The sequence below is a fragment of the Microcoleus sp. T3_A4 genome (assembly GCF_036700465.1).
Lineage (GTDB): Bacteria > Cyanobacteriota > Cyanobacteriia > Cyanobacteriales > Microcoleaceae > Microcoleus.
The window spans coordinates 20976-46427 of record NZ_JAUBOY010000015.1; the positions used below are offsets into that span (position 1 = coordinate 20976).

Annotated in this window: 21 protein-coding genes and 1 tRNA gene; 18 read left to right on the top strand and 4 right to left on the bottom strand. The window is 44.5% G+C overall.

The window, feature by feature from the left end; translation table 11 throughout:
* The first annotated feature begins 22 nt into the window (after positions 1-22).
* The 3 genes from QUA07_RS10535 to QUA07_RS10540 all read left to right on the top strand — a co-directional run bounded on the left by QUA07_RS10535 (position 23) and on the right by QUA07_RS10540 (position 2106).
* Positions 23-904, top strand: coding sequence for a hypothetical protein (locus tag QUA07_RS10535; protein WP_333324769.1), 882 nt, complete (start codon positions 23-25; stop codon positions 902-904).
* Positions 905-928: 24 nt separating this feature from the next.
* Positions 929-1009 carry a hypothetical protein gene (locus tag QUA07_RS30025; RefSeq protein WP_445242648.1) on the top strand — a complete coding sequence of 27 codons (81 nt, stop codon included), beginning with the start codon at positions 929-931 and terminating at the stop codon, positions 1007-1009.
* Positions 1010-1086: 77 nt separating this feature from the next.
* Complete coding sequence (locus tag QUA07_RS10540) at positions 1087-2106, top strand: S-layer homology domain-containing protein (RefSeq protein WP_333324771.1); 1020 nt, start codon at positions 1087-1089, stop codon at positions 2104-2106.
* Between the two features lie 55 nt (positions 2107-2161).
* Here QUA07_RS10540 and QUA07_RS10545 read toward each other — a convergent pair whose 3' ends face one another.
* Positions 2162-2371, bottom strand: coding sequence for a hypothetical protein (locus tag QUA07_RS10545; protein ID WP_333324773.1), 210 nt, complete (start codon positions 2369-2371; stop codon positions 2162-2164).
* Positions 2372-2405: 34 nt separating this feature from the next.
* Here QUA07_RS10545 and QUA07_RS10550 point away from each other — a divergent pair, with 34 nt between their 5' ends.
* Together QUA07_RS10550 and QUA07_RS10555 are read left to right on the top strand one after the other, a co-directional pair.
* Positions 2406-3062 carry an alpha-ketoglutarate-dependent dioxygenase AlkB gene (locus QUA07_RS10550; RefSeq protein ID WP_333324775.1) on the top strand — a complete coding sequence of 219 codons (657 nt, stop codon included), beginning with the start codon at positions 2406-2408 and terminating at the stop codon, positions 3060-3062.
* 52 nt (positions 3063-3114) lie between these two features.
* On the top strand, positions 3115-4488 hold the full coding sequence (locus tag QUA07_RS10555; protein ID WP_333324778.1) for a hypothetical protein: 1374 nt from the start codon (positions 3115-3117) through the stop codon (positions 4486-4488).
* 253 nt (positions 4489-4741) lie between these two features.
* Here the strand turns inward: QUA07_RS10555 and QUA07_RS10560 are convergent, their stop codons facing one another.
* Positions 4742-6322 carry a peptidoglycan-binding protein gene (locus QUA07_RS10560; RefSeq protein WP_333324779.1) on the bottom strand — a complete coding sequence of 527 codons (1581 nt, stop codon included), beginning with the start codon at positions 6320-6322 and terminating at the stop codon, positions 4742-4744.
* Between the two features lie 134 nt (positions 6323-6456).
* Between QUA07_RS10560 and alr the strand changes: the two genes are divergently transcribed.
* The 4 genes from alr to QUA07_RS10580 all read left to right on the top strand — a co-directional run bounded on the left by alr (position 6457) and on the right by QUA07_RS10580 (position 10127).
* Positions 6457-7659 (top strand): alanine racemase, encoded by a 1203-nt coding sequence (alr, locus tag QUA07_RS10565; protein ID WP_333324781.1) that lies wholly within the window; start codon positions 6457-6459, stop codon positions 7657-7659.
* A gap of 246 nt (positions 7660-7905) precedes the next feature.
* Complete coding sequence (locus QUA07_RS10570; RefSeq protein ID WP_333324783.1) at positions 7906-8754, top strand: mechanosensitive ion channel family protein; 849 nt, start codon at positions 7906-7908, stop codon at positions 8752-8754.
* 47 nt (positions 8755-8801) lie between these two features.
* Complete coding sequence (locus tag QUA07_RS10575; RefSeq protein WP_333324786.1) at positions 8802-9941, top strand: patatin-like phospholipase family protein; 1140 nt, start codon at positions 8802-8804, stop codon at positions 9939-9941.
* Between the two features lie 97 nt (positions 9942-10038).
* Positions 10039-10127, top strand: a tRNA-Ser gene (locus QUA07_RS10580).
* Between the two features lie 154 nt (positions 10128-10281).
* Here QUA07_RS10580 and QUA07_RS10585 read toward each other — a convergent pair.
* A complete protein-coding gene (locus tag QUA07_RS10585) occupies positions 10282-11220 on the bottom strand; it encodes a serine hydrolase (RefSeq protein WP_333324787.1) in 939 nt (312 codons plus the stop codon).
* Positions 11221-11328: 108 nt separating this feature from the next.
* On the opposite strand from QUA07_RS10585, the gene QUA07_RS10590 reads away from it, so the two are divergent.
* Together QUA07_RS10590 and QUA07_RS10595 are read left to right on the top strand one after the other, a co-directional pair.
* Complete coding sequence (locus QUA07_RS10590; RefSeq protein ID WP_333324789.1) at positions 11329-12036, top strand: C40 family peptidase; 708 nt, start codon at positions 11329-11331, stop codon at positions 12034-12036.
* 90 nt (positions 12037-12126) lie between these two features.
* The gene (locus QUA07_RS10595; protein WP_445242785.1) at positions 12127-13149 is read left to right on the top strand and encodes a glycosyltransferase family 2 protein; all 1023 of its coding nucleotides are present in this window, start codon (positions 12127-12129) and stop codon (positions 13147-13149) included.
* Between the two features lie 133 nt (positions 13150-13282).
* Here QUA07_RS10595 and QUA07_RS10600 read toward each other — a convergent pair whose 3' ends face one another.
* Positions 13283-14455 (bottom strand): IscS subfamily cysteine desulfurase, encoded by a 1173-nt coding sequence (locus QUA07_RS10600; protein WP_333069058.1) that lies wholly within the window; start codon positions 14453-14455, stop codon positions 13283-13285.
* Between the two features lie 96 nt (positions 14456-14551).
* On the opposite strand from QUA07_RS10600, the gene QUA07_RS10605 reads away from it, so the two are divergent.
* The 7 genes from QUA07_RS10605 to QUA07_RS10635 all read left to right on the top strand — a co-directional run bounded on the left by QUA07_RS10605 (position 14552) and on the right by QUA07_RS10635 (position 25292).
* On the top strand, positions 14552-15220 hold the full coding sequence (locus QUA07_RS10605; RefSeq protein WP_333324792.1) for a hypothetical protein: 669 nt from the start codon (positions 14552-14554) through the stop codon (positions 15218-15220).
* Between the two features lie 192 nt (positions 15221-15412).
* Positions 15413-16735, top strand: coding sequence for a four-carbon acid sugar kinase family protein (locus QUA07_RS10610; protein ID WP_333324794.1), 1323 nt, complete (start codon positions 15413-15415; stop codon positions 16733-16735).
* Positions 16736-17160: 425 nt separating this feature from the next.
* Positions 17161-18312 (top strand): circadian clock protein LdpA, encoded by a 1152-nt coding sequence (gene ldpA / locus QUA07_RS10615; RefSeq protein ID WP_333324796.1) that lies wholly within the window; start codon positions 17161-17163, stop codon positions 18310-18312.
* A 170-nt stretch (positions 18313-18482) separates the two neighbouring features.
* Positions 18483-20249, top strand: a complete 1767-nt coding sequence (locus QUA07_RS10620) for a R3H domain-containing nucleic acid-binding protein (RefSeq protein WP_333324798.1) — start codon at positions 18483-18485, stop codon at positions 20247-20249.
* Positions 20250-20617: 368 nt separating this feature from the next.
* A complete protein-coding gene (locus QUA07_RS10625) occupies positions 20618-22294 on the top strand; it encodes a CheR family methyltransferase (protein ID WP_333324800.1) in 1677 nt (558 codons plus the stop codon).
* A gap of 3 nt (positions 22295-22297) precedes the next feature.
* Positions 22298-23428, top strand: a complete 1131-nt coding sequence (locus tag QUA07_RS10630) for a chemotaxis protein CheW (RefSeq protein WP_333324802.1) — start codon at positions 22298-22300, stop codon at positions 23426-23428.
* Between the two features lie 403 nt (positions 23429-23831).
* Positions 23832-25292, top strand: coding sequence for a methyl-accepting chemotaxis protein (locus QUA07_RS10635; protein WP_333324804.1), 1461 nt, complete (start codon positions 23832-23834; stop codon positions 25290-25292).
* Positions 25293-25452: the final 160 nt, after the last annotated feature.

Consider the following 25452-nt stretch of genomic DNA (forward strand, 5'->3'; position numbering starts at 1 on the left):
GCCCAATTACCAATTACTATTTATGATGCTGCGAAGACTGACAATTTATTTAATGGCTTTAACTTTTTTATGGACGGCAACCGCCTGCGGTTCTCCTAGCAGACAAACTTCGACAAATCCTCCGGGAAATCCAAATATTAACACAGTGCGTCCTGCACCAAATAATAACTTGACTCAAGGTCAATATTCTGTACAGCAAGCTACCTACGACGATGCGGATGGTGAATACAGTTTGATGTTGCTGAATACTCCCGCCGGCAGTCCCCCAGTTTACCGGACTAGGGATTTGCAAATGGCTCGCTTAACAGATGAAGAAATATCTGCAGGCAAGAAAAGTTATCTAAACTTGGATAACAATCAAGCGGTTTTGCATTTGACAGAAGATTTTAAAATTGAGTACGTTCACAACGTTACCGAAACTGTTCCTAATCCTCAAACCGGTCAGCCACAAACCGTAGTAGTACGGCAGCAATCTGGCTTCTGGGCGCCGTTTGCTGGAGCTGTTGCCGGTCAGGCGATCGGCAGTTTGTTATTTAGACCGCAATATTATATGCCGCCAGTCTATCAGCCGGGAATTATGACAGGATATGGCGGCTATGGCAATACTTACGGCCAAGCTGTTAACCAATATCAAACTCGCTACCGAACTCCGCCTCCAGAGGTGAGAAACCGTCAAGTTTTAAGGACAACCGGCCGCCTGCGATCGCCCACATACAACCAGCCAGTAAGACCCTCAGTACGTCCCAATGGCAATCGATCGACCGGTTCGGGTTACGGTGGCAGCACTTTGAGGCGATCGCCCCAGCCACGTCAAAATCAAAACAAGCGGCAGCCAAGTTTTGGTAGTGGCAGGAATTCTCGTCAACCGAGTCGGAATCGCTCTTTCGGGAGTAGAAGGCGCTGAGTTGAAGATGGCAAAAATCAGCAAATGACATCGGTAAAAGTTGATTTTATATATTCTCCTGATGCCACGCCGCCCCAGGTAGGGAGAGTGAAAACTTTGGAATAATTGATTTAGCCTTCTCTGTTTCCCCCAGACCCAAAAAATATGTGATTTAATTTCTACATTGGTCTGTAGGTGACAATATGTCTTCTTCACAACCCCCGTCAGGGGAAAGAAATCCTCTAGGATTGGATGAATTGATTGCTATCTTGGTTGCCTTCGGCACGATGGGAGCAATTTTATTTTGGGTAACAGGTAAAAATCCCGATCGATTGAATGCCAGAAATTGGCAATTTCCAGCCGTTTTCTCTCAGCCTGCTGTTACGCCCGCGACTCCGGGAATATTAACGCCAGAATCGCCAACTTCGGATTTGCGATCGCCTGCTGCAACCCCCGTTCCGTTAAAACCGGATGTCGCACCTGTTGCACCTTTAGGGCCGATTTTACCGGAAAATCCTCCCGTGGGTGTAATCGTTGTTCCTCCCAAGCCAATTGCGCGATCGACTCCCAATCCAGCAATTACCAAACCGAAAGCCGATAAACCGAAAGCCGATAAACCCAAAGTTGGGCCCGTTATATTCTCAGATGTTCCAGACAAATATTGGGCGCGTCCGTTCATTGTCGCTTTAGTCGATCGGAAAATTTTTACTGATTTCACCGACAGCAAATTTCGCCCCGACGAACCGATGACGCGAGCCGAACTAGCGCGCTTGATTCAGCGAATGTCCGACGACAAAAAGCCGATCCGAAAATCGATTGATTTTAAAGACGTAAAAGACAAGAGTCCTGTCGCTCCTGCGATCGACCATACCGTCACAACTGGATATCTTAAAGGATACCCAAACAATGAGTTCCGTCCCGAAAAACAGATTCCGCGTGTCGAAGTCATCGCAGCTTTAGCGAGCGGTTTGAGCCTGAAACCATCAACAAGAGCAAGCAAAACTTTACAGGTTTATACAGACAGGAAAAAAGTGCCGAAATGGGCAGTTAACAAAGTAGCAGCAGCCACGGAAGCTGGCATTGTTGTCAACCACCCGAAGCGCGCACTTTTGCAGCCTAATAGAACCGCAACTCGCGCTGAAGTAGCAGCCATGATTTACCAAGCTATGGCCAAAAAAGGTCAAGTACCTGCTAAGTCTTCTGAGTATGTTGTGCGGCTTTAATTAGAGGAATGAAGCCCTTCTTTTTTCTATTAGTCTGACTTGGGCTTGCGGGTAGTCAGAAACCGGGTTTTTTGCGACAATACTTCGTTATAGCTGACAGAATCAGCCAAAAACCCGGTTTCTTGGGTTTGCAGGCCGTCAGAAACCAGTTTTTTTGCGACAATACTTCGTCATAGCTGACAGAATCAGCCAAAAACTCGGTTTCTTGGGTTTGCGGGCAGTTGAGATCGATGTAAAAATCACAGCAATCATGCCAAATCATCATTCCACACTCATTGATTCGATTTGAGGCAATTATTATGTATCATCAGATAAGACTTGGGGATAATCAGCTAGATAGCAGCGATCCATTTTTAGACAACAATCTGCAAAAAACAGTAGTTATTGATACTGATGGAGAAGTGATCTTCTATCCCAATTTTTTTAGCATCGAAGAAAGCGATCGTCTTTTTTCAGATTTATATTCTAGTATTAACTGGAAACAGGACATTATTCATTTTTATGGAAAAAAGATACCTTTACCCAGACTTACAGGTTGGTATGGAGATGAAGGCAAATCCTATACATATTCGGGCATCGAACAGCATCCCGATCCTTGGACTCCCACACTCAAATTAATTAAATCAAAGGCTGAAGAGATATCAGAAGTTACTTTTAATAGCGTGCTTCTCAATCTATACCGTCACGGTAAAGATAGCGTTTCCTGGCATAGCGATGACGAGCCAGAATTAGGTGAAAATCCTATTATAGCCTCAATTAGCTTTGGGGGAAGTCGCCGATTTTCCTTAAAACATAAAACATCAGAAAACTACAAAATTAATCTGGATTTGCCCAAGGGTAGTTTACTATTGATGAAAGGTGAAACCCAGCACTGCTGGCAACATCAAATCCCTAAAACTTCTAAATTTGTGGAACCGAGAATCAATCTAACTTTTAGAGTTATCAAACCAGTTTAAAACAAAGACAATAAAATTTCAGCGCTGCTATCAAATCAGGGTCAATTGAGTTATGAAAAATCTACTTTTATTAGGAACGTTAAGCTTTAGTATTGCTTTTTGTTTGGGTATAGCAGTAGAAAAAAATATTCCTAAAAGTGCTGCCATAGGTGGTATAGCGACAATTAGCACCCTTAGTAGTGCCTTCGTTTTAAGCAAAAAATCTGACCGAGAACTTGAAAATATCCGCAGCCATGCCGAAAATTTAAAAAGCATTGAAAATCAGATTTTAAGCCTGAAAAATAAAAGAATAAAACTTGTACAGGCAATTGATAGCAAAACTAAATTAAAAACCACGACTGAAGCAGAATACAACTCAATTCTGATCGAACTCGAGCGGCTTAAAGAAGAGGTTAAATCTCTCAATATACAGCGAGAAAGTCTGCACAATGTAATTGCTAATCAGAAAACTCAAGACATAAAAATTAAACCTAAAATTCCTGTTAAAACTGAAGTAGCAAAACCACTCAAAAAGACAAGAAAGACAATATTGTACAATTGCATTTTAGATGGATTAGAAAAATCGACAGACTTTTATCACAAAAACAACCAGGGAACCTTTGAAAACTATTTACAATCATTACAAAAACCCGCAGAAGCATTGTGGAATTCTTATAGATCGAATCAGGTTAAAGTAAATTATTCGGAGCCGTCAATTCAAGCAGTTTATTTGATGCGTTATTATCCCCATTATGCGTACATGAATTTTCAAATATTAGAAATGATACACGCTCAAAATTTATTAAAAAATCTAACAAATGAAACGCTAGAAGTATGCTTATTTGGTGCAGGGCCATGTCCAGAAATCGTAGGTTTAAGTAAATACTTATCAGATAAGTATCAAAACATTAAAAAATTAACTGTTAATGTATATGATATTGCTTCTGAGGAATGGACTTTAAGCAGAAATATTACCGAAAAATTTGTGATACCGGAATACTGGTCCGGAGATTTAAAGCTAAATAGTAATTACCTAGATTTATGCGAATCTAATTCTCTTCACTCAATCAAAACAACAATTCAAAAAAGCCAAATGTTTATTTTTCAAAATTGTCTAAATGAAATTTATAATATATCTACAGTTCAAACAAATCTCAATTTTTTGCTTAATGAAATACCTGTAGGTGGTGTAATAATAATTATTGATTTATGTAACTATAACCAAAACACCACCATAATTGATCAATTGAAACAACAAGTAAGTAATCGAGATGATTTTGAAATTTATTGCCCTCAAGCTAAAGATACTAAAATAAAAGCTTGTTTTCCTATTCCACCACTAATCACACAACATCTCTTAACTGGAAAAGATAAGTTAGTACCTCGTAGTAAAGATATCGATTGTCTTTTTATAAGTTTGCACAAAATTAATTTAAAAGCTTTGTAATTGATATGAAATTCGGTTGCAAAGGCATCGTCACCTTTGCTACCGCCTTAATTCTGAGGACTAAAGTTCTCATACCAATTCACTATGAAGATACACTAAATGAGGCTGATGTCTTTTTGGTTGGAATTATATTCTTAGCGTTATATTAAATGCAGCTTCATAGTAAATTGGTATCACTCCGAACCAGTTTGTAGTAAGGACTTTAGTCCTTCTTTCTTAGTCCACGCTTGAGTGAACATAGAAACAAGCTAAATTAATCTTGAAACACCATAATACTGCCCGAATAGCAAGCTACCCAAACCTGATTACTTTCCGGATCGTAAGTAATCCCGATCGGACTTGAATTAACCTTCACTGTTTGCAGCACTTTCATATCGCTCGTCCTAACTTTGCTAATAGTATTCGAGAAATAGTTAACTACATAAAGCAGTTTTCCCTCATCAGAAATTGTCATGCTGCGAGGTGCTTTTCCAGTCGAAACTTTGTCTACCACTTTACCAGTTTTTAGGTCAATTTTTGCCACATTTCCTTCACCATTTAAAGTGGCATAAAGATACTTTCCATTGGGGGCGATCGTCAAATGACGCGGCGCATTGCCAATATTCCTCAGCCATTCTACCGAAAAGTCGATGAGATTAACTTTCGCAATATCGGAAGAACCCATGATGGCAACATAGGCATTTTTTGAGTCGGGAGTAACAACAATACCCCGAGGATATGCACCCAGTTTCACTCGCTCGATTTCGATATTCTTATTGATATCAACTACGCTCAAATCCCAACTGCACCAATTGCTAGCGAGGGCGAAGCGATTGTCAGGCGAAACAGCATTGAATTTCGGAACTGCACCTACAGGAATTACCTTTTCTATTTTCAAAGTTTGGGTATTGACGCGGTACAGAAAACTTTGGTCGTGTTTTGCCGCTGGAGAACACCTGTCGCTCCCCGGATTCCTAAACCCGGAACCGTACATTTGATAGTTGGATACGTAGGCATATTTGCCATCGGTTGAAAAAGCAGCTTCTACGGGAGATCCTTTATAATTGCCTTTGAATTTAGAAAAGCCGAACTTCGACAAGTTTACTGTATCGGGAATAGTCTTGACTAATTTAAAGTTCCTGTCGTAAACTGTGATTGTGTGGCGGTACATCATGTTTTGAGCAAAAAACAAGCCATCTCCCGAATAAACTATTGATTTTGGCGAGATATTGCCATAAATTGTTTTTTTCAAGGCCATTTTCCCTTGAGTGTTGTCGGGAGGATTTACTAGCTTTGTGGATGGTAATTCACTTTCTTTATTCTCGGAATTTTCAGTTTTAAAGGGTGGCAAAGAGGGTTCTTGAAATAGAGGTTCTGGGGGCTGAGTTTGAGTTTTATCTTTGAGTTCGTTGGGGTTTTCTTTGGGGGTAGGAGATGGCGAAGATCGATCGACATTGGGCGCGATTTTTTCCGCAGCTTCAATACTCGCCTCTTCCGGCTTACCTTTCAGCGCTGACAAAGTTTTAGGGCCGACTATTCCGTCAACTTTCAGGTTGTTCTCTGCTTGAAACTTTTTCACAGCAGCCTGGGTGATAGAACCATAAAATCCTGTAGTCTTACCGCGAAAATAGCCTGCGTTTTGTAGAGTTTTCTGAAGTTGGGCTACTTTCGGGCCTGAATCACCTTTTTTGATGGCGAGTGCGGGATTGACTACATTGAAAATTGTGAGAGCGATCGTAAAGAAAAGTAAAGGAGCAGAGGCTAAATTCAGGTGCATTTTCAAGTTGGTCGATCGAGTTTGACCCGCAGCCGTTTCCCAAGTTTCAGCTAAATGTAGGTAGGCCAGTCCGTCCATAGTTTTTACCGGGTATTTTTGGTGCTATGATACACCAGTTAACTTTGATGAAAGAGAGAATCTTATTATAATCAAACTTAGGGTAAAATCTCCAAGCAGTTTTTAATGGTGTAAGCAAGTAGGAGCGATCGACAATGTGGAGTGGGGAACAAACAACCGCAGAATCAACGACAAAAGAATCCCGCCAGACTTTGCTGTGGGACGATAACGGGGGACTTTGCCAGCGGGCTTGGGTAGAAATCGATTTAGCAGCTTTAACTCACAATGTAAAACAGCTTAAAAAACTCTTATCTCCCGATACAGAACTGATGGCAGTTGTGAAAGCAGATGCTTACGGGCATGGTGCTGTTGCAGTCAGTCAAACAGCATTGCAAGCAGGTGCTAGTTGGCTGGGAGTGGCGACAATTCCCGAAGGAATAGAATTGCGAGAAGCTGGGATAGAAGCGCCGATTTTGCTGTTGGGGGCAACCCATACAGCTCCACAGGTAAAGGCGATCGCCCATTGGCACTTGCAGCCCACTATTTGTACTGCCAAACAAGCCCTAATTTTTTCGGAAGTTCTCGCCGATCTCAACCAATCTTTGCCGGTTCACGCTAAGTTGGATACGGGAATGTCTCGCTTGGGTACGCCCTGGCAAGAAGCTACAGAATTTGTGCAATTAGTCAAGCGGTTGCCCAATTTAAAATTAGCCAGTATTTACTCTCACTTGGCGACAGCAGATAGTCCCGACCCCGCAGTTATGATAGAGCAGCACCAGCGGTTTCAAAAGGCGATCGAGCAAATTAAAATAGTAGGAATTAACCCTCCTCGCCTCCACTTGGCAAACTCTGCAGCCGCCCTCGCTGACCCGGATTTGCACTACGATTTAGTGCGAGCCGGTTTAGCTACCTACGGTCTTTATCCAGCACCTCACTTGCAGTCGAGAACCAATTTGAAGCCCGCAATGCAGGTAAAAGCTAGGGTAACGCAGGTGAAAACAATTGAAGCAGGAACCGGCGTCAGTTACGGCTATCAATTTATAGCTCAGCGGCAGACACAGATTGCCGTAATTGGTATCGGCTATGCAGATGGCATTCCGCGCAATCTTTCTAATAAAATGCAGGTTTTAGTCCGGGGTCAGTTCGTGCGACAAGTGGGCGCGGTGACGATGGATCAGTTAATGCTGGATGTAACTGATATTCCAGATTTAGAAGTCGGTGAAGTGGTGACGCTGTTGGGCAAAGATGGGGAATATCAAATTACTGCTGACGATTGGGCCGCGACTTTAGGAACTATTTCGTGGGAAATTCTCTGCGGTTTTAAACATCGATTGCCCCGCGTAGCAGTACACTATTAACAGTAGTCCGGCAGGGGTTGAAACCCCTGCCTCATAGCAAAAGTCGGTTGAAACCGACTCAAGATTTTGAGCGAGTAAATTATTGATTTTAGTCCTCTTTGAGAGGACTTTAGCTATGAGACAGGGGTTTTTAACCCCTGTCGGACTCTCCGACTTATGCAGAAGACTGAGACTGCGTTTACCAATGCCCAATGCCCAATGCTCAATGCCCAATTCTCAATTTCCAATTCCCAATTCCCAATTGATATGACAGTTATTCAGACGTTTTTACCAATAGCCCAAACCTTCTATTCTCAACTAAATGCAGAAAGAACACAAGCCTTGGAACTAGCCCAAGAATTCTCGAAAAAATTCGTAGAATTGGGGTTTAAAATTGTACCTCAACTGCTGTGGGCGATCGGCATTTTGTTAATTACGCGATTTGCGATCAACTTTGCGGGGCGCGTGACTCGCCGTGCACTGAGTCGCACCGAAGCCACGCTGCGGAAATTCTTAGTTCAAGCTGCTGAAATTACGATTTTGGTAGTGGGAGTAGTCGCTGCTTTGAGTCAGTTGGGAATTCAAACTACCAGTGTGGTTGCGGTGGTGGGTGCGGCGGGTTTGGCCATTGGTTTGGCGTGGCAAAATACTTTGTCCCACTTTGCTGCTGGGGTAATGTTGATTAGTTTGCGGCCCTTTGAAGTCGGGGATGGGATTGAAGCTGGCGATGTTAAGGGAGTGGTGGACAGCATCGGGATTTTTTCAACCACCGTGGTGACAGACGATCGCATAAAAATTATTGTCCCGAACAATCAGTTGTTTAACGGTACACTGAAAAATACAACGGCAATGGGAACGAGGCGAGTAGACTTGAAGATTGATATTGGCGATCGGCCAATTCGTCCAACTGTAGCTGAGTTATTAGAAATTGCCCACTCTCACCCGCTGGTGTTGGAGAATCCGCCCCCGACTTGTTTGGTAGCCGAGATTACTCCAGATACAACTATTTTATCTCTCCGACCTTGGTGCGCGTCGGTGGCCTACGAACAAGTGCGATCGCAAGTTCAACAATACGTCAAAGAGGCAATGGATGCCGACCAAAATCAAGAACAATAGATATAAATCTCCAATCTAAAACCCCAAATTTATCCGAGGTATTTCCCATGAGCAAGTGGTATCCGCAGCAAATTTTGCAAGAACCCGGTGTCAGGATCACCCCAACGGAGAAACAAACAATTCTCAGCAAATTTCCGCCTCCCGACGAAAACGGTCAAATCTATGCCGACGGGGTTTTTGAAGGCGGTGGCGTGCGCGGAGTTGCGTTTTTAGGAGCACTCAGGTGCTGTAGCGATTTGGGCATCAACTGGCGAAAATTGGCCGGCACTTCTGCCGGTGCAATTACTGCCGCAGTATTGGCAACCGACTTGTCAATTGATGATTTAGAGGAAATTTTAGGACAGCTCGATTACAGCCTATTTTTAACTCAAAAAAACAGTCCTCTCATTTTAAACGGCGACCCCGCCGACGACTTGCAATCTCCTGCTTGGACGCTGCTTTTCCTAACAGTTAGCCGGCAGATGGGAGAATATTCGGCGCAGCCGTTCCGGCAGTGGCTGGAAGCAATGCTCGGTCGAGGTAACTTGCACACTTTTGCCGATGTCAAACAAATCGTAAAAGACCGGGAATTAAAAGTAGTAATATCCAACCTCTCTCGTGGTGAAATGTTGGTGCTGCCCGACGACTTACACCGACGCGAATCGACGGATTCCGATCCTTTGTATGAGCAGTTACGACTCAAAAGGGCTGAAGATTTTAGCGTTGCTGAAGCCGTTCGGTTGTCGATGAGTATTCCGCTCTTTTTTGAACCAGGAAAACTCGGCGATGACTTAATTGTCGATGGCGGAATTTTGAGCAATTTCCCCCTGTGGATTTATGACAAACAATCCGTTGGTGCGACTCCTGCGCCGCCCCGCTGGTTTACCTTTGGGTTTCGATTGGTCGATACCGGAATTGAGACTAAAGCTAAGATTGATACTCCGCTGTCGATGCTGGCGGCGATGTTCCGAACCATGATGAAAGCAAGAGACCGCTATCACCAGCGAGAAATGGATAAGGGCAGGGTGATTAATATTGATGTGACTGATGCTGGGGTGACGACGACGGACTTTAATCTCGATGGCGATCGCAAGGCTCACCTGTACCGCTTGGGGTATTTGTATACTAAGAGGTTCTTTTTGAGTTCCAATTTTAGTTGGGAAAAGCACTTGAAGGCTAGGGGCTTTGGGGAAGAGGCTGGAGGTTGAGGTCGCGAAAACTTTACAGAGTAAGGGATTGAGGAATTTTTCAATTAGGGGTTGGCAAGAATAAGATGTGTGTGCTATAGTTAGTTACTGTCATCTTGGAGAGGTGGCTGAGTGGTCGAAAGCGGCAGATTGCTAATCTGTTAAGGGTGTTAACATCCTTCGAGGGTTCAAATCCCTCCCTCTCCGTTTTAGAGCTTCTAGGAAAAAATTCCTTTTAATCAAATTTTTGGACGGGCTAGAAGCCCATCCCACAAAATTTCCATGTGGGATGGGCTTCTAGCCCGTCCCAATTGTTTTTGCAATTCAAGTCTAGTCTAGCCGCAATAATCAACTACTAAATCTAATTAAGTCCTTTCATCGCCTCGACAAATTGCCGCGATATAAATGGCAAAATCTCTTCATTCTTGCTATTCTCTTTCCCCTCGGTAAATACAACCAACAAATACGGCCGCAAACCGGATATTTCAATATAAGCAGCATCGTGACGCACTTGACTTGTCAGTCCCGCTTTTGACCACAATTTGGCTGATTCTGGCAATCCGCCACCTAAAAAACCTGTAACTTGATTTTCGGGATCTGCCTCTAATTCTGCTGGGTCTAAACTGCGTTTCATTAAACCCATCATTTCTTGCGATGCTTGGGCAGAAACAGCTACGCCGCCTATTATACTGTGCAGCAAACGCGCCGCTGCATTTGTAGTCAGCATATTTCTATTTTCCATTAATTCTCCCAAAACTGCTCGCTCGCGACCGTAGGGGCCGTCACACCAGGTTTTCTGATTGACGTTAATATTTTCTAATTCTGGCCAATCCAATGATTGAAAGTAACGGTTGACGATGTTTCGCTGCTGTTTCCAAGTTTCAAAGGGGGCGGGTGATAATTCTGGGCCGCTGGTGGTGCCGGTGAGGGCGTCTACTACTAAACTGGTGGCGTCGTTGCTGGAATCAACTATCATATCTCGGACGGCGCGTTCTAATTCTGGCGATGTTTGAATCATGCCTTTTTGCGCCCATTCCCAGATGGCAACGAGGTAGAATAATTTGACGATGCTGGCTGGATAAATTCGTTCGGAAGCTCTAGCGCTAAAACCTCGCGGTTGATATTTCCAAAATTCTTCTGCACTCAGGGCGCCGCCTGTATTGACTCGCACCGGGGGATCGTAGACTATCCAGGTCATGGCTATACGATCGCCACTTAATCCTGTAAATTCTGACAATGCGGAGTCTATAATGCTACTGCCGAGGTTTTCTAATTGTTCGTCTTTGTGAAAAAATGTCATGGTTAATGGCTGACGCTTAACGGTTAACGGCTAGCAGCTAATGGCAATCTCTCGTTAAATGCGAACAATAAATGCGAACAATTAACAGCACACAATGAGCAATTAGCAATGGCCAATTATCAATTATCGGATGTTGTGGAGTACCGCGCCCGATCGCACATAAATATTTACGATTCCCCAAAGTGCGATCGATTGGCAACTCAAGCAGCGCTGGGGCGACATTTGCGCGTCGTTGAACTCCCCCTAATACAGAGCGATGTAAACTTGGATACAACGGCTGTGATGGTGCGACTGTGCGAAGATGATTATCCGGGATGGCTGGATATTCGAGATGTTGAGTTGCTCGATGTGGCAGAAACAGTGTATCATCCTCTGGTGGTTTCTGAGACCCAAATCAAGGAAAAATTACCAATTGTAATTACTTTCGCTCGCGAGGCTATGAACCAATCCAATTATTATCTTTGGGGGGGTACAGTCGGGCCAAATTATGATTGTTCTGGCTTGATGCAAGCTGCTTTTGTTGCTGCGGGCATCTGGTTGCCGAGGGATGCTTATCAGCAGGAATTTTTTACTAAACCTATTAGTATCACTGCTTTAGAACCGGGGGATTTAGTATTTTTTGGTTCGCCCGAAAAAGCAACTCATGTAGGATTATATCTCGGAGATAATCGCTACATTCACAGTTCTGGAAAAGCACAAGGTCGCAACGGTATCGGTATCGATGTTTTGTCGGAGGATGGCGATCGAGTCAGTCAAGCTTATTACCAGCAACTGCGGGGATATGGTAAAGTTGTGGCAAGTTATCAGCCTAGTTAGTTGTTAACGGTTGACGGTTGACGGTTGACGGTTGACGGTTGACGGTTAACTAATGACTAATGACTAATGACTAATGACTAATGATTACTGATGTTATCTAACAAAGAAATGGACGCTGCATTGTTTTTGGAAAAATTGGCTGCACAGCAGGCTGGCGCTGAGGTTGTTCTCGACATTTCGGTGGTGGTGCCAGTGTATAATGAGGTGGAAAGTTTGCCTCATTTGATTGAGGCGATCGCCTCTTCTATCCAACCATCTGGACTCAGCTATCAAATTATTTGTGTAGATGACGGTTCTAAGGACGGTTCTGGTGAACTTCTCCAGCAGTTAGCCAGCACTCGCGATGACCTTTGTGCTGTAATTTTGCGCCGCAATTACGGGCAAACTGCTGCCATGTCCGCAGGTTTCGATCGCGCTCGCGGTCGTGCTATTGTTACCCTAGACGGCGATTTGCAAAATGACCCGGCTGATATTCCGCTGTTGTTGGCAAAGTTAGATGAAGGCTACGATTTAGTTAGTGGCTGGCGGAAAAACAGGCAAGACAATACTATTAGTCGGTTGATTCCTTCTAAAATTGCTAACTGGTTAATTGGTCGCGTTACAGGCGTAACTTTGCACGACTACGGCTGTTCTTTGAAAGCTTATAAATCCGAGTTGGTAGCAGACTTGAATCTGTACGGGGAATTGCACCGCTTTTTGCCAGCGTTGGCGTTTATTGAAGGGGCGAGAATTGCAGAACTGCCTGTGCGACACCACGCCCGCCGTTTCGGTCAAAGTAAGTACGGGATTTGGCGGACTTTTCGCGTGTTGATGGATTTGTTAACTATTTCTTTTATGAAAAAGTTCCTGACTCGACCGATGCACGTCTTTGGACTTTTGGGACTGAGTTCTATGACGTTGGGAACGGTTTTAGGGATTTATTTGACTTTCCTGAAATTTGCTTTTGGTCAAAGTATTGGCAATCGCCCTTTGCTGATTTTGGCTGTGGTTTTGCTGTTGACGGGCGTGCAGTTATTTTGTTTTGGTTTGCTGGCGGAAGTGATGATGCGGACTTATCACGAGTCGCAGGGAAAACCGATTTATCGGGTGCGCGAGGTGTTTGGTTCTAAGTAAGGGGTTGATCCAAATTGTACTCCGTGATAAAAAGAGGAAAAGTTTTGAGTTGTAAGTTAAATAATTTAAAACTCAAAACTCAAAACTCCTTCCTAATCTTCCATTCTCTCATCTAAAATCTCAAATCTCAAATCTAAAATTGATTGACTTTTTGAGCTTGTCGGAGAGATGTAATAGTTGCGATCGCGTGTTCGGCGACTGCATCTATTTCTGCTTCGGTATTGAACCGGCCAATACCAAACCGAATTGAAGCGTAAGCTAATTTGTCCGATCGCCCGATCGCTGCTAAAACATGAGAGGGAGATATTTTTGCGGAAGTGCAAGCAGATCCCGAAGAAACTGCCGCCGCCGGTTGCAAACCCAACATCAACGCTTGACCGTCAACCCCGGCTACACTAATATTGAGATTCCCCGGCAATCTCTTCGTAGCGTGACCGTTGAGAAAAACATCGCCCAATTCACTCAATTTTTCCCACAAACGCTGCCGCAGATTAACCACTCGTTCTGTTTCCGACGGCATTTCTGCAATTGCCAATTCTACTGCTTTGGCAAACCCAACTATTTGCGGTGGGTAGAGAGTTCCCGATCGCATTCCCCGTTCGTGGCCTCCTCCGTGCATTTGCGGCGCTAGCTGCACTCTCGGTTTGTTGCGCCGCACGTAGAGAGCACCGATGCCTTTTGGCCCGTAAATTTTGTGGGCTGTCAAGGACATTAGATCGATATTCATCTCCTCTACGTCGAGGGGAATTTTGCCGATCGCCTGTGCCGCATCTGTGTGAAAAAGAATGTCATTTCCGCGACAAATTGCAGCAATTTCTGCGATCGGCTGGATGACGCCAATCTCGTTGTTAGCCGTCATCACTGAAACTAAAATTGTCTCTGCCCGAATCGCTTTGATCAAATCGCCTATATCAATCAGCCCGTCGCTTTTCACCGGTAAAACAGTAATGTCAAACCCCAATTTTTGCAAATAGGTACAGGGGTCGAGAATTGCATTGTGTTCGGTTTTTACTGTGATAATGTGCTTTCCTTTACTGAAATAAGCTTCGGCGATGCCTTTGATCGCTAAGTTATTTGCTTCGCTTGCGCCGCTGGTAAAAACAATTTCTTCTGGAGAAGCATTGATCGCTTCTGCTATGATTTGTCGTGACTGTTTTACCGCTGCTTCTGCTTCCCAGCCGTAGACGTGGTTGATACTGGCTGCGTTGCCGAATTGTTCGGTGAAATACGGCAGCATCGCCTCAAGGACCCGTGGATCTACCGGGGTTGTGGCGTGGTTGTCGAGGTATATAGGACGTGCAGACATAGTGCAGTTTTGGTTTGAAAAAGTGTTAGGTTTATTGTAGACGAGCCCCTTGTTCTACTACAAAACTTTATAATTAACATATATTTGTAAAGATTTATGCGAGCTGACATTCAGGGATTAGAAATTACTCTCGGTGAGCTCAAGCACCTCACCGGCGCCGGGCCCGATCGCGTATACCGGCCGCCGACAGCGACTAAGTTTGCCCGCGAAGCTTTGAAAACTGTCGGTTTAATTGTTTTGGTTCTCATCAGTTGTTGGCTGCTGGTTGCGATATTTCCTAGAGCTTATTTGTGGTGGTTCGCCCTTCACTTCGCTGCGATCGTCGGTTTAATCTTTGAGGATGCGTGGAAAATTCAGTGCAGCCGCCAAAACCAACATTTAATCAATCTTTTTGATGATGTCGATCGCTATAATGGTATAATCAAAGCGATCGAAATTAACGATAGGATAGAAGATGCCGGCAATGTGGCAGTCAAAATAGGCGATCGAGCCAAAGTTATTCAAGCTTTGCAACTAATCAGAGACGATTTAGTTCGAGCTTTGAAAACTGAAAGAATTCTTAGGGAAAACAACAAATTTGTCGCTACTAACTCAGAATTATTTGCCAATAACTTAAAAAATTTGAATGGCCTCCAAATTAGCGATCGAGCCAGCGAACAAGGGCGATTGCTCAACGAAGCTTTGCAGGTAGCCGTGGGAGTTCAAGCAGAAATGAAAAAGTTGCAAGATCGAAACGCTGCTAATTTTAAAAAGGGCAAAAGTTAGTAGTGTGCACGGCTGCGTGCGCCTCTTACCCAGTAGCAATATGCAGCTTACTGAACCGAGCGAACTCAAACACATTCTCCAAATTATAAGTTATCAGAATTGTGAAAAAAATATCATAACTATTGTAAATTTTTTCCTGTTACGTAACAACTAAGGATATCTTGGAAAGGTGACGTTAACAACCAGGTCAGTATGTCTTCTGTTAAACCCAAGATTATAGTTCTCGACGACGATCCGACTGGTTCTCAAACCGTGCACAGTTGCTTGCTGCTGACACGTTGGGACGAAGACACCCTGCGTTTGGGGCTGCGGGACAAGTGCCCGATTTTCTTCATACTGACAAATACTCGATCGCTAACTCCCGAAAAAGCAGCCTCCGTCACCCGCGAAGTGTGCCAAAATCTAAAAAGGGCGATCGCCAGCGAAAAAATCGAAGACTTCCTAATAGTTAGCCGTTCCGATTCTACCCTGCGCGGCCACTATCCCATCGAAACCGACGCGATCGCCGAAGAACTCGGCCCCTTCGACGCTCATTTTTTAATTCCCGCCTTTTTTGAAGGAGGCAGAATTACCCGCCACAGCGTGCATTACCTAATGGTTAACAGCGTCGCAACGCCTGTTCACCAAACCGAATTTGCCAAAGATTCAGTCTTCGGCTACAGTCACAGTTACTTGCCCGACTACGTAGAAGAAAAAACCAAAGGTCGCATCAAAGCTGATGCAGTCGATCGCATTTTACTTGCAGACATCCGCTACGGAAGTTTAGATCGACTGATGGAGATGAAAGACAACCAATGTGCAGTTGTTGACGGCGAAAGCCAAGGCGATTTAGACACATTTGCCAAACACATTCTCGCTGCTGCCAGTCAAGGCAAAAAGTTTTTATTCCGCAGCGGGGCGAGTATTTTAACATCCTTAGCTGACCTCGGCCCGCAGCCAGTAGCAGCCGACGAAATGGCAAAATACGTGAGAGATGGCAAACCGGGTGCAGTAATAGTTGGTTCCCACGTTAAGAAAACTACTGAACAATTGGAACGCTTGTTAAAAGAACCCAATATAGTTAGCATTGAAATAGATGTATCTCACTTGCTAGAAGATTCACCAGAGTATCGCACCCAAATGCTCGATGAAACTCTCGAAAAAGTCCGCACTTCTCATGCCGATGGTAAAACGCCTGTAATTTATACCAGCCGCAAGGAACTCGAATTTGACAATGCAGAAATTAGGTTAAAATTTGGAGAGGCGGTTTCTGCTTTACTGATGGATATCGTGCGGGGACTGCCTGTCGATATCGGGTTTTTGATTAGCAAGGGCGGCATTACTTCTAATGATGTTTTGAGTACAGGTTTGTCGCTAAAAAGTGTCAGGCAAATCGGTCAAATTATCGCAGGTTGTTCGGTGGTGAAAACCGATGCATATCATCCTCTGTTTCCCAATTTACCCGTGGTTTTGTTTCCGGGAAATGTGGGGGATAGCCATGCTTTGGCTACGGTTTATAAGCGGCTGAGCAAGTAGTAGAGCTCGTTGAATCGCAGATTAACGCAGATGAATGTAGCTTCAAGTTAGGGAGTAGAATGTTCATCTGCGGTTCGTCGCTGGGTTTCAATGCTCGATCGAACTTTATGGCAATGACCACTGCACGGCCACTTCCAAAAAAAATCTCTAGTCTACTTTTTCCTTGCCAAATCCACCCAACTATGATAAAATAGAGAGTCTGTCCGTAACTAAAACCGATCGCCCCATCTCCAAATCCCCCTCAGCAGTCGCTCTCAAAAAAATCAAATTTAGGAAAAAAAATTAAGGCAGAACTCTACATATAGAGCCAACAGCGCAACAGCTACTGCTATCAGTAGCGTTTCCAGCTTGTAACCGCCTAAATTTTCAAATTAAGTAGAAATTTCCACATAGTAATTTTTAGCTGAAAGGATTAGCATATAAGGGTGACAGAACATTATCATCCCCTAAACTCATTAAAAGATGGCCATTGGTTCAAGCTGATCTGTGGGGCGAGCTTTCAACACCTGCCTGCTGTACGGAATCTCACCTTGGCTTACACCCTAGCAGGCGCTGACTGTATCGATGTCGCGGCAGATCCCGCCGCCGTCGCCGCAGCGAAAGAAGCCCTACAAGTGGCCAGCGACTTACAGGCAAGAACTCAAAACCGCAGGTTTGGCGGCAAAGGGTTGCCGTTGCTGATGGTGAGTTTAAATGATGGGGAAGACCCGCATTTTCGCAAAGCCGAATTCAACCCAGCCGATTGTCCGGTGGACTGCTGGCGGCCGTGCGAAAAAATATGTCCAGCCGAAGCAATAGTTTTTCAGAGTGCTGGCAGTGGTTTTTCCGGGGTGATAGACCAGCAATGCTATGGCTGCGGTCGCTGTCTGCCGATTTGTCCGAGCCAACTGATTTATACTCGTTCTTACGTGTCTGCTCCAGCCGCGATCGCACCTTTAATCTTGCAATCCGGTGCGGACGCCCTAGAAATCCACACGCAAGTAGGCAGAGAGGCAGATTTTGCGCGACTTTGGTCGAGTATAGCTCCTTGGGTCGCTCAACTCAAGGTAATAGCAATTAGTTGCCCCGATGGAGACGGTTTGATTGATTATTTGCGGACACTGTATCAACTAATTTCCCCCCTTCCTTGTCCCCTAATTTGGCAAACAGACGGTAGGCCAATGAGCGGAGATATCGGAACAGGAACTACTAGAGCCGCGGTCAAACTCGGTCAAAAAGTTTTGGCTGCCCAGTTGCCGGGATACGTGCAACTTGCAGGCGGCACTAATGCTCACACTGTCAGCAAGCTCAGAGCCGAGGGACTGATCGGGGAGCATGGGAAAAATTTGTCAATTCCTGATGCCCCAAAAATTGCAGGTATAGCTTACGGCAGCTATGCCAGGGTTTTGCTATCGCCAATTTTAGAACAGTTAGAAACAATGCAGACCGATCGAGCCTATGCCGTTCCGGTGGCAGTCACGCGGCCAGGAGCCGGAGTTCAAACATCTCGGCTACCTCAGCTCGAAGCCGTCCCAGAACTTCTCTCACAGGCCGTGAGTTTAGCTCGTTCTCTAGTTTCCCAGATCAAAGAATTTTAGTCATTAGTCATTCGTCATTAGTCATTAGTTAGTGGTTAGTAGTTAGTGGTTAGTAGTTAATATCAACAACAACTGGCAACTGAAAACTGACAACTGGCAACTGGCAACTGGCAACTGACAACTGTTAACTGACTAAAAAGTTGAAAACGTCACCGAACACATCGAGGCGAATGCAGATTACAGACGACCTCAACAGATTATTAGACATCGTGCCAGATGAGATCCGGCAGCCCTTAGAGCAGCACCCGCAGCGCAACAATCTCATTGAGATTGTCATGGATTTGGGCCGCCAACCAGAAGCTCGTTTTCCATCCTTGGCCGAACCTCTTTCTCAAACGCCAGTTTCCAAGGCACACCTCAACTATTGCATCGAGCGAGTCGGCCACTTCGGCGGCGACAATCGAGCCGGTATCGAGCAAACCCTGCACCGAATTAGCGCCCTTCGCAACCGCAGCGGCGAGATTATCGGCTTGACTTTGAGGGTGGGCCGCGCTGTGTTCGGGACGATCGGCATTATCCGCGATTTGGTGGAAACCGGTCAGTCAATTTTGATGCTCGGCCGCCCCGGAGTTGGCAAAACCACGGCCCTGCGCGAAATTGCCCGCGTGCTCGCCGATGACTTGGAAAAACGGGTGGTAATCATCGATACCTCCAACGAAATTGCCGGAGATGGAGATATTCCCCACCCAGCGATCGGCAGAGCTCGCAGAATGCAAGTTTCCCGTCCCGAACTTCAACACCAAGTCATGATCGAAGCAGTGGAAAACCATATGCCGGAAGTGATCGTGATTGACGAAATCGGCACGGAACTCGAAGCTTTGGCGGCTCGGACGATCGCCGAAAGGGGCGTGCAGTTGGTCGGTACCGCCCACGGGAACCGGATCGAAAACTTGATGAAAAACCCGACTCTGGCAGATTTAATTGGGGGCATCCAAGCGGTGACGCTGGGAGATGACGAAGCAAGACGGCGCGGTTCTCAAAAGACGGTTTTGGAGCGCAAAGCACCGCCAACTTTTGAAATTGCCATCGAAATGCTCGAACGCGAGCGCTGGGTAATCCACGAGCGAGTTGCAGATGCGATCGACACTTTGCTGCGGGGACGCGAACCGAGCCAGCAAATCAGAAGCGTCAGCGAGACTGGAGAAATAATTATCGAGCGCGAGTCAGCCGCTCCCCCCGCCCGGTTTCCGGGGATGGCAGCTTCCAGCGGCCCGGCTGCTGTATCAGCAATCCGGCCCGTCACACCGATCTCAGGGTGGCGGAGTGCTGGCAAAATGGTGCCGATGCCCGCTCCCAGCGAGAACTTAGCTGCTAAGAGCGCGCCGGTTTCTGAGACTCGGTATTTCGAGCAACTGCTCGAAGAATCCCTGTCCGTCGAACCGGTACCCAAGGCCGGACGCTATTCCCATAATGTCGGCCCTAACGGCGAAGATTTGCCCCTCCACGTTTATCCTTACGGCATACCTCGCCACCAGCTCGAACAGGTGATTTCGACGCTGAACCTGCCGGTACTGCTGACGAAGGATATTGAGAGTGCTGACGTGGTTGTGGCTTTACGATCGAACGTTCGGAACCAGTCAAAATTGAGGCACTTGGCCAAAACTCGCCAAGTTCCCCTGCACACAATTAAGGCCGCCACTATTCCCCACGTAGCGAGAGCTTTGCGGCGCCTGTTGGACATGGATGACCCAGGTACCCCGGAAGTGGCAGACCTCGCCTTATTCGCCCGCAGCGGTTCTTCTGACGAGCTCGAAGCTCTCGAAGAAACCCGCTTGGCAGTCGAGCAAATTGTCATTCCCAAGGGACAGCCGGTGGAACTCCTGCCCCGTTCTCCCAACGTCCGAAAAATGCAGCACGAACTTGTGGAACACTATCACCTGAAGTCCCACAGTTTTGGGGAAGAACCCAATCGCCGCCTGCGGATATATCCAGCTTAAAGTTGGAGATTAGTGCCTTTGAAGGCAGAAGGTAGAAGGCAGAAGGAATATTCTTTTCCTGGCTTCTACCTTCTGCCTTTTGCCTTTTTCCTTTAAGTAGCTGGCAAGTTTCTGATATGATGTGGTGTAACACTGTTCTTGTTAAGGCGATCGGCTAAATTCCCGATTTATAATTCCAAATTCCCCAATTCCCCATTCCCAATACTTCTACTACACGAGCTTACAAGTTCCCCAATTTCCAATAGTTCAGCTACGCACTTCCTTCGGCTCCCTGCAGCTTTGCGAACCGACGAGCCGCAGGCTAGCAGCTATCCTCAGCCCAAACTCAGCACCAGCTCAGTAAAAGTTTCCACTTCCCAAATTATTAAATGAATGATTCCATAATTCAGCTATTTATTAACTTAATTACTACCGAAATTGGTGTGCGAATTAGAACCCAAGATCGGGCTGGTTTGTCTCATAAAATCATGACTCGAATGAGAGACAAAAAAATTGCAGAACCCGAAAAATATTATCAACTTTTAACCGCCAAAACTTTTGAAAGTATAAATGAATGGGCAAAATTAGTATTGCTATTAACAACAACTGAAAGTTATTTTATGCGAGATAAAGGACAGTTTGCTCTCTTAAAAAGAGTAATTTTTCCTGAATTGATAGAGCAGAAAAGAAACTTGCACAAGACCTTGGGAATGCAGCCGACACTGCGAATCTGGAGTGCGGGCTGCTCCACCGGTGAAGAACCTTATTCTTTAGCTATTGTTTTAAAACAATTGATTCCCGATTGGGAGCAATGGAAAATATTAATTTTAGGTACAGATATCAATGAAAAAGTAATCAAAAAAGCCCCCCAAGGAGTTTACAGTCATTGGTCGTTTCGCTTGGTTGAACCGGAGATACAAAAGCAGTATTTTCATCAGAGGCAAAATGATTGGGAAATTAATCTAGAATTGCGCGAAAGTGTCAACTTTAGCTGTGTAAATTTAATCAAAGATGAGTTTCCTAATATTTACCAAAATCTTTATAACATAGACTTAATTTTGTGTAGAAACGTTTTTGTGTATTTTGAACATAAGTATATTTCACTGGTACTGCAAAAATTTTCCAAGACACTGAGACCTGGAGGATACTTAATGACCGGTCACGCTGAAGTTTACGGTCAAATTATGAACGAGTTTGAACCCAAGATTTTCCCGGAGTCAGTGGTGTATCAGCGTCGGGATGCAGTACCGGAGGAACGCTGTCAAATAGAGTCTAGGGTTGCGACTGTAGGGGAAGCAAACTCGGCATTTCGGGAATTCCCGAAAGCAGATACTATGGGCGATGATAGTGGTGAGTTGCTAACAGGGGAAACTATGCCACCTAGTTTTACTACTAACAGCAATTTTCCAGAGATAGAGATGCCGCCCGGATTAAAAATAAGTAATCTGCTGGGGAATATGCTGCCATCTCGCTATCTGGAGGACGGCTTACCGAACAATCCCGTGTCAGTTACAGAAAAAATAATAGCAGAAAATACTCAAAATAGAACACCTCAAATGCTAATTTTAGAGGCTAAGAAATTATTTAAAAATCAAGATTATGCTGAGGCTATCAACAAGGCACAAGAGGCAATAGACTTGCAGGGACATAATTTTGATGCTTATTTTTTAATCGCTCAAGTTCAGGCCAATGCGGGCAATTATTCTCAGGCAATAGAATACTGTAATCGAGCTAGAAAAGTAGAGCCTGGCTCAGTATATACTGATTATTTACAAGCTCAAATTGCTGAAGAACAGGGTCAATTAGAAACAGCAAAGAATTTATTAAAGAGGACTATTTATATGTGTCCATCTTTTGTTTCAGCTTATATAGAACTAGGGAATATATACAATAAAGAAGGTCAAGTAAAAAGAGCTCTTAAAATGTACCATTCATCTTGTGAAATCCTGAAAGCGCTGCCGCCAAACACTCCCATAGATTCACAGGGAAAAATGACAGCTAGTCAAGTGCTGATGAATGTTAAAAAAAAATTGTTAAAATTATACAGTAAAGAAACTGTACACTAAAATATGGAAACTAAACCGTATCTTATCTTTGAACAGAACGGTTTTCTCTGCGGTATAGAAGCCTGCTACGTTCGGGAAATTTTCTTTCTGCCGGAGTTGACAGCAATTGCAGAAGCACCTCAAGATATTGTTGGGGCGATCGACCTTCGGGGCGAAATTCTGCCCGTGATGGATCTGAATCTGCGTTTCGGATACGTTTGGCAGGAGTATTCTGTGACAGATAGTACGATCGTCATAGAGTGGCAAGAATCAAAAGTTGGTATAATTGTCAATCAAGTTCGCGAAGTTAAGGAACTCTCAGAAGAGGCCATCACTCCGCAGCTATCTTACGGGCGAGAGAATTCAGAAGCCTCTCATTATTTTGTAGCTGGACTAGCCCGCAGCGAAGCCGATATTATCATGCTGCTGAATCTCGATCACTTAATTCGATATTCTCCCGAAAAGGCAGAGGAAAGCTGGGCTGTTTCTCCAAACAATGCAGGTAGTGAAGCAGCAGCAGGTGAGGCAGAGACGGAAAATTCACACGGGCAAATAAGTTCAAAATTGTTAGGTAAAACTCCTAAAATTTTGAGCAAGCGTCACGTTTTTTGCCCGCAGGCTACCCCGGAAGAAAAAGCAATTTTTCAATCGCGCGCTAATCATTTGAGGCGGCGAAGCGAGGGGGAAAATGATGCTGCAATTAATATGTCCCTGGCGGTGTTTGTTTTGAATGGCGAATACTTTGGTATTCATTTAGATCTAGTCCGCGAATTTACTGATATCAACCAAGTAACTCCGGTTCCTTGCACTCCCGATCGCATAGTGGGAAATATAAATTTACGGGGAGAAATTGTGACGCTAATTGATATTCGCAGTGTTTTAAATATGTCTTTAAATATGTCGGAGACGGCAAATTATCTCTCTAAGGCGATCGTTGTTGAAGTGGCCGATTTTGTCGCTGGTATAGTTGTTGACGAAATATTAGATATTATATACTTAAATGTGTCGGAAATTGCGGCTGTTCCGGCAGCACTGCATTCTGCCAACCGCGAATATCTACGGGGGACAGCTATTTACGGGGAAAAAATGATGGCTATTCTGAACTTGCAAAAACTGCTGACAAAAGGAGGAGTAGTTGTTGATGAAGAGGTTTGAATCCAGAACAGGACTTACGCAAAGCATATCTGTCATGAGTCCAGTGAATCATCTCGCTTGATGCTTCATTTCGTTCGCAATCCCGATCCAACGCAGAGATCAAGACTGGTAACGAGCGGGACTTAGCATGAGAGAATTATCTTGAAATGCGTCCAGGACTAAAGAAGTTAGTTATACCACAATACGGTTCAGTTAAGCTCGATCTCCCTAGCCCCCCTTCTCAATGGGGGGACAAGAACTTACTCAAAGTCCTCGCAACGATGGGCGGGGATGCGACGGGGATCTCTGAGGAATAAATAGTTTTAACCCAAGCGTATTGAGTTATACCAAATCCGCTTTTCAAGCGAGATTTAACTAAGCAATCTAATTCGTATATTCACGTGCTTAAATTAAGGAGAAAAATATGTTTTCTAAGTTAATAAAATTAAATATTAGAAATAGAATGCTGCTGGCATATGTAGCGCCCGCAACTATATACTTGGGTTTTCCGGTGCTAGTTTATACAACTACTAATCAAGTGTTGAATAATTTTGCAGAAGTAGAAAGGATAGAAAATGTGATCAGAGACACAAATGATATGTCCGCAGGTGCTGAACAAATGGTACGGGGAATGCGCGGGTATTTAATTAATAAAAATCCGCAGTTTTTAAATGATTTTAAGACGGGTGGAGAATTAGCTCGTGATTCGGGGAATAGTGCGGAGTTGAAGATGGAAAATCCTGAACAGAGAATGCGTTTAGAGAAGATGCTAAAACTCTGCAACGAATATTATGACGGTTCTAACGAAATAGTTGCTTTATTACAAAAAAATAATAGAACTGCAGCATTGGCTCTCTTTAACACCGGAAAACACACACAATTTGTGGATGAATTTGTGGAAGTAAATAAGCAATTTCGCGAAGTAGAAGTAAAAGCGATTAAGCAAGCTACAGAAAAAACGAAGCAATCTTTAGTTTTTTTGATATCGGCATTGGTATTTGGTTCCGTGTTTTTATTGGTGTTAGGTGCGGTTATAGCTTGGCTGATATCATCAGGAATTGCCCAAACTATCGATCGGGCAATTAGCTCGATCGCCACTTCTTCCACTGAGATTGCAGCCACCGTGGAAGAACAGGAACGCATGGCAAGTCAGCAAGCAGCTTCCGTAAATCAAACTACTACTACAATGGACGAATTGGGAGCCTCTTCCAGGGCGACATCACAGCAGATAGAAACAGCCGTGGTTCAAGCAATGCAAGCTTTGAATTTAGCTGGAGGTGGCACAAAAGCTGTAGAACAAACTTTAGAAGCAATGGCAACTCTGAAAACTAAAGTTCAGGATATCCAAGGACAAATTATAGAGTTGAGCGAACAAACAGATCACATTGGTAATATCTCAAGTGTAGTTAGCGATTTGGCTAATCAAACTAATATGTTAGCACTCAATGCTGCTGTTGAAGCAGTGCGGGCAGGAGAACACGGCAAGGGGTTTGGCGTGGTGGCGTCAGAAATTCGCAAACTTGCCGATCGTAGTAAAAAGTCAGGAGCGCAAATTAATCTATTAGTTGCTGATATTCAAAAGGCGATTAACTCAACGGTAATGGTGACAGACGAAGGAACTAAAACAGTGGAATCGGGCGTGAATATTGCCTCAGAAACCGCAGCGGCATTTGCAGGAGTTGCCAATGCCATTAACAATGTGGTTTTGAGTTCTCAGCAAATTTCGCTGAATGCCAAACAGCAATCGATCGCGATCGAACAGGTAGTGCAAGCTATGAACTCTCTCAATCAAGCCGCAGCCCAGACCGCTTGCGGTATCAGTCAAACTAAAGTCGGTACTCAAAAATTGAATGAAGCAGCGTTAGATTTGAAAGCAGTTTTGTAGGAGAGCAATGAATTATGAGTAGTTCCCCAAAAAGGCCAAATATATCCTTAAGAGTTAAAACAATTGCTTTGGCGATCGACCTCACTACAATTCCAGCGATATTAACGGGAGTAATAACTTGTTTATGGGCAAATGCCAATAAAAACCTAATATCAAATCA

What these genes read in the sequence shown, in the direction of transcription:
- QUA07_RS10605 (WP_333324792.1), top strand. Translation starts at nt 14,552, where the DNA reads ATGCGAGCTGACATTCAGGGATTAGAAATTACTCTCGGTGAGCTCAAG.
- QUA07_RS10550 (WP_333324775.1), top strand. Translation starts at nt 2,406, where the DNA reads ATGTATCATCAGATAAGACTTGGGGATAATCAGCTAGATAGCAGCGAT.
- QUA07_RS10600 (WP_333069058.1), bottom strand. Translation starts at nt 14,455, where the DNA reads ATGTCTGCACGTCCTATATACCTCGACAACCACGCCACAACCCCGGTA.
- QUA07_RS10545 (WP_333324773.1), bottom strand. Translation starts at nt 2,371, where the DNA reads ATGATGATTTGGCATGATTGCTGTGATTTTTACATCGATCTCAACTGC.
- QUA07_RS10635 (WP_333324804.1), top strand. Translation starts at nt 23,832, where the DNA reads ATGTTTTCTAAGTTAATAAAATTAAATATTAGAAATAGAATGCTGCTG.
- QUA07_RS10590 (WP_333324789.1), top strand. Translation starts at nt 11,329, where the DNA reads ATGGCCAATTATCAATTATCGGATGTTGTGGAGTACCGCGCCCGATCG.
- QUA07_RS10535 (WP_333324769.1), top strand. Translation starts at nt 23, where the DNA reads ATGATGCTGCGAAGACTGACAATTTATTTAATGGCTTTAACTTTTTTA.
- alr (WP_333324781.1), top strand. Translation starts at nt 6,457, where the DNA reads ATGTGGAGTGGGGAACAAACAACCGCAGAATCAACGACAAAAGAATCC.
- QUA07_RS10555 (WP_333324778.1), top strand. Translation starts at nt 3,115, where the DNA reads ATGAAAAATCTACTTTTATTAGGAACGTTAAGCTTTAGTATTGCTTTT.
- QUA07_RS10595 (WP_445242785.1), top strand. Translation starts at nt 12,127, where the DNA reads ATGTTATCTAACAAAGAAATGGACGCTGCATTGTTTTTGGAAAAATTG.
- QUA07_RS30025 (WP_445242648.1), top strand. Translation starts at nt 929, where the DNA reads ATGACATCGGTAAAAGTTGATTTTATATATTCTCCTGATGCCACGCCG.
- QUA07_RS10575 (WP_333324786.1), top strand. Translation starts at nt 8,802, where the DNA reads ATGAGCAAGTGGTATCCGCAGCAAATTTTGCAAGAACCCGGTGTCAGG.
- QUA07_RS10620 (WP_333324798.1), top strand. Translation starts at nt 18,483, where the DNA reads ATGCAGATTACAGACGACCTCAACAGATTATTAGACATCGTGCCAGAT.
- QUA07_RS10570 (WP_333324783.1), top strand. Translation starts at nt 7,906, where the DNA reads ATGACAGTTATTCAGACGTTTTTACCAATAGCCCAAACCTTCTATTCT.
- QUA07_RS10560 (WP_333324779.1), bottom strand. Translation starts at nt 6,322, where the DNA reads ATGGACGGACTGGCCTACCTACATTTAGCTGAAACTTGGGAAACGGCT.
- QUA07_RS10610 (WP_333324794.1), top strand. Translation starts at nt 15,413, where the DNA reads ATGTCTTCTGTTAAACCCAAGATTATAGTTCTCGACGACGATCCGACT.
- QUA07_RS10625 (WP_333324800.1), top strand. Translation starts at nt 20,618, where the DNA reads ATGAATGATTCCATAATTCAGCTATTTATTAACTTAATTACTACCGAA.
- QUA07_RS10540 (WP_333324771.1), top strand. Translation starts at nt 1,087, where the DNA reads ATGTCTTCTTCACAACCCCCGTCAGGGGAAAGAAATCCTCTAGGATTG.
- QUA07_RS10630 (WP_333324802.1), top strand. Translation starts at nt 22,298, where the DNA reads ATGGAAACTAAACCGTATCTTATCTTTGAACAGAACGGTTTTCTCTGC.
- QUA07_RS10585 (WP_333324787.1), bottom strand. Translation starts at nt 11,220, where the DNA reads ATGACATTTTTTCACAAAGACGAACAATTAGAAAACCTCGGCAGTAGC.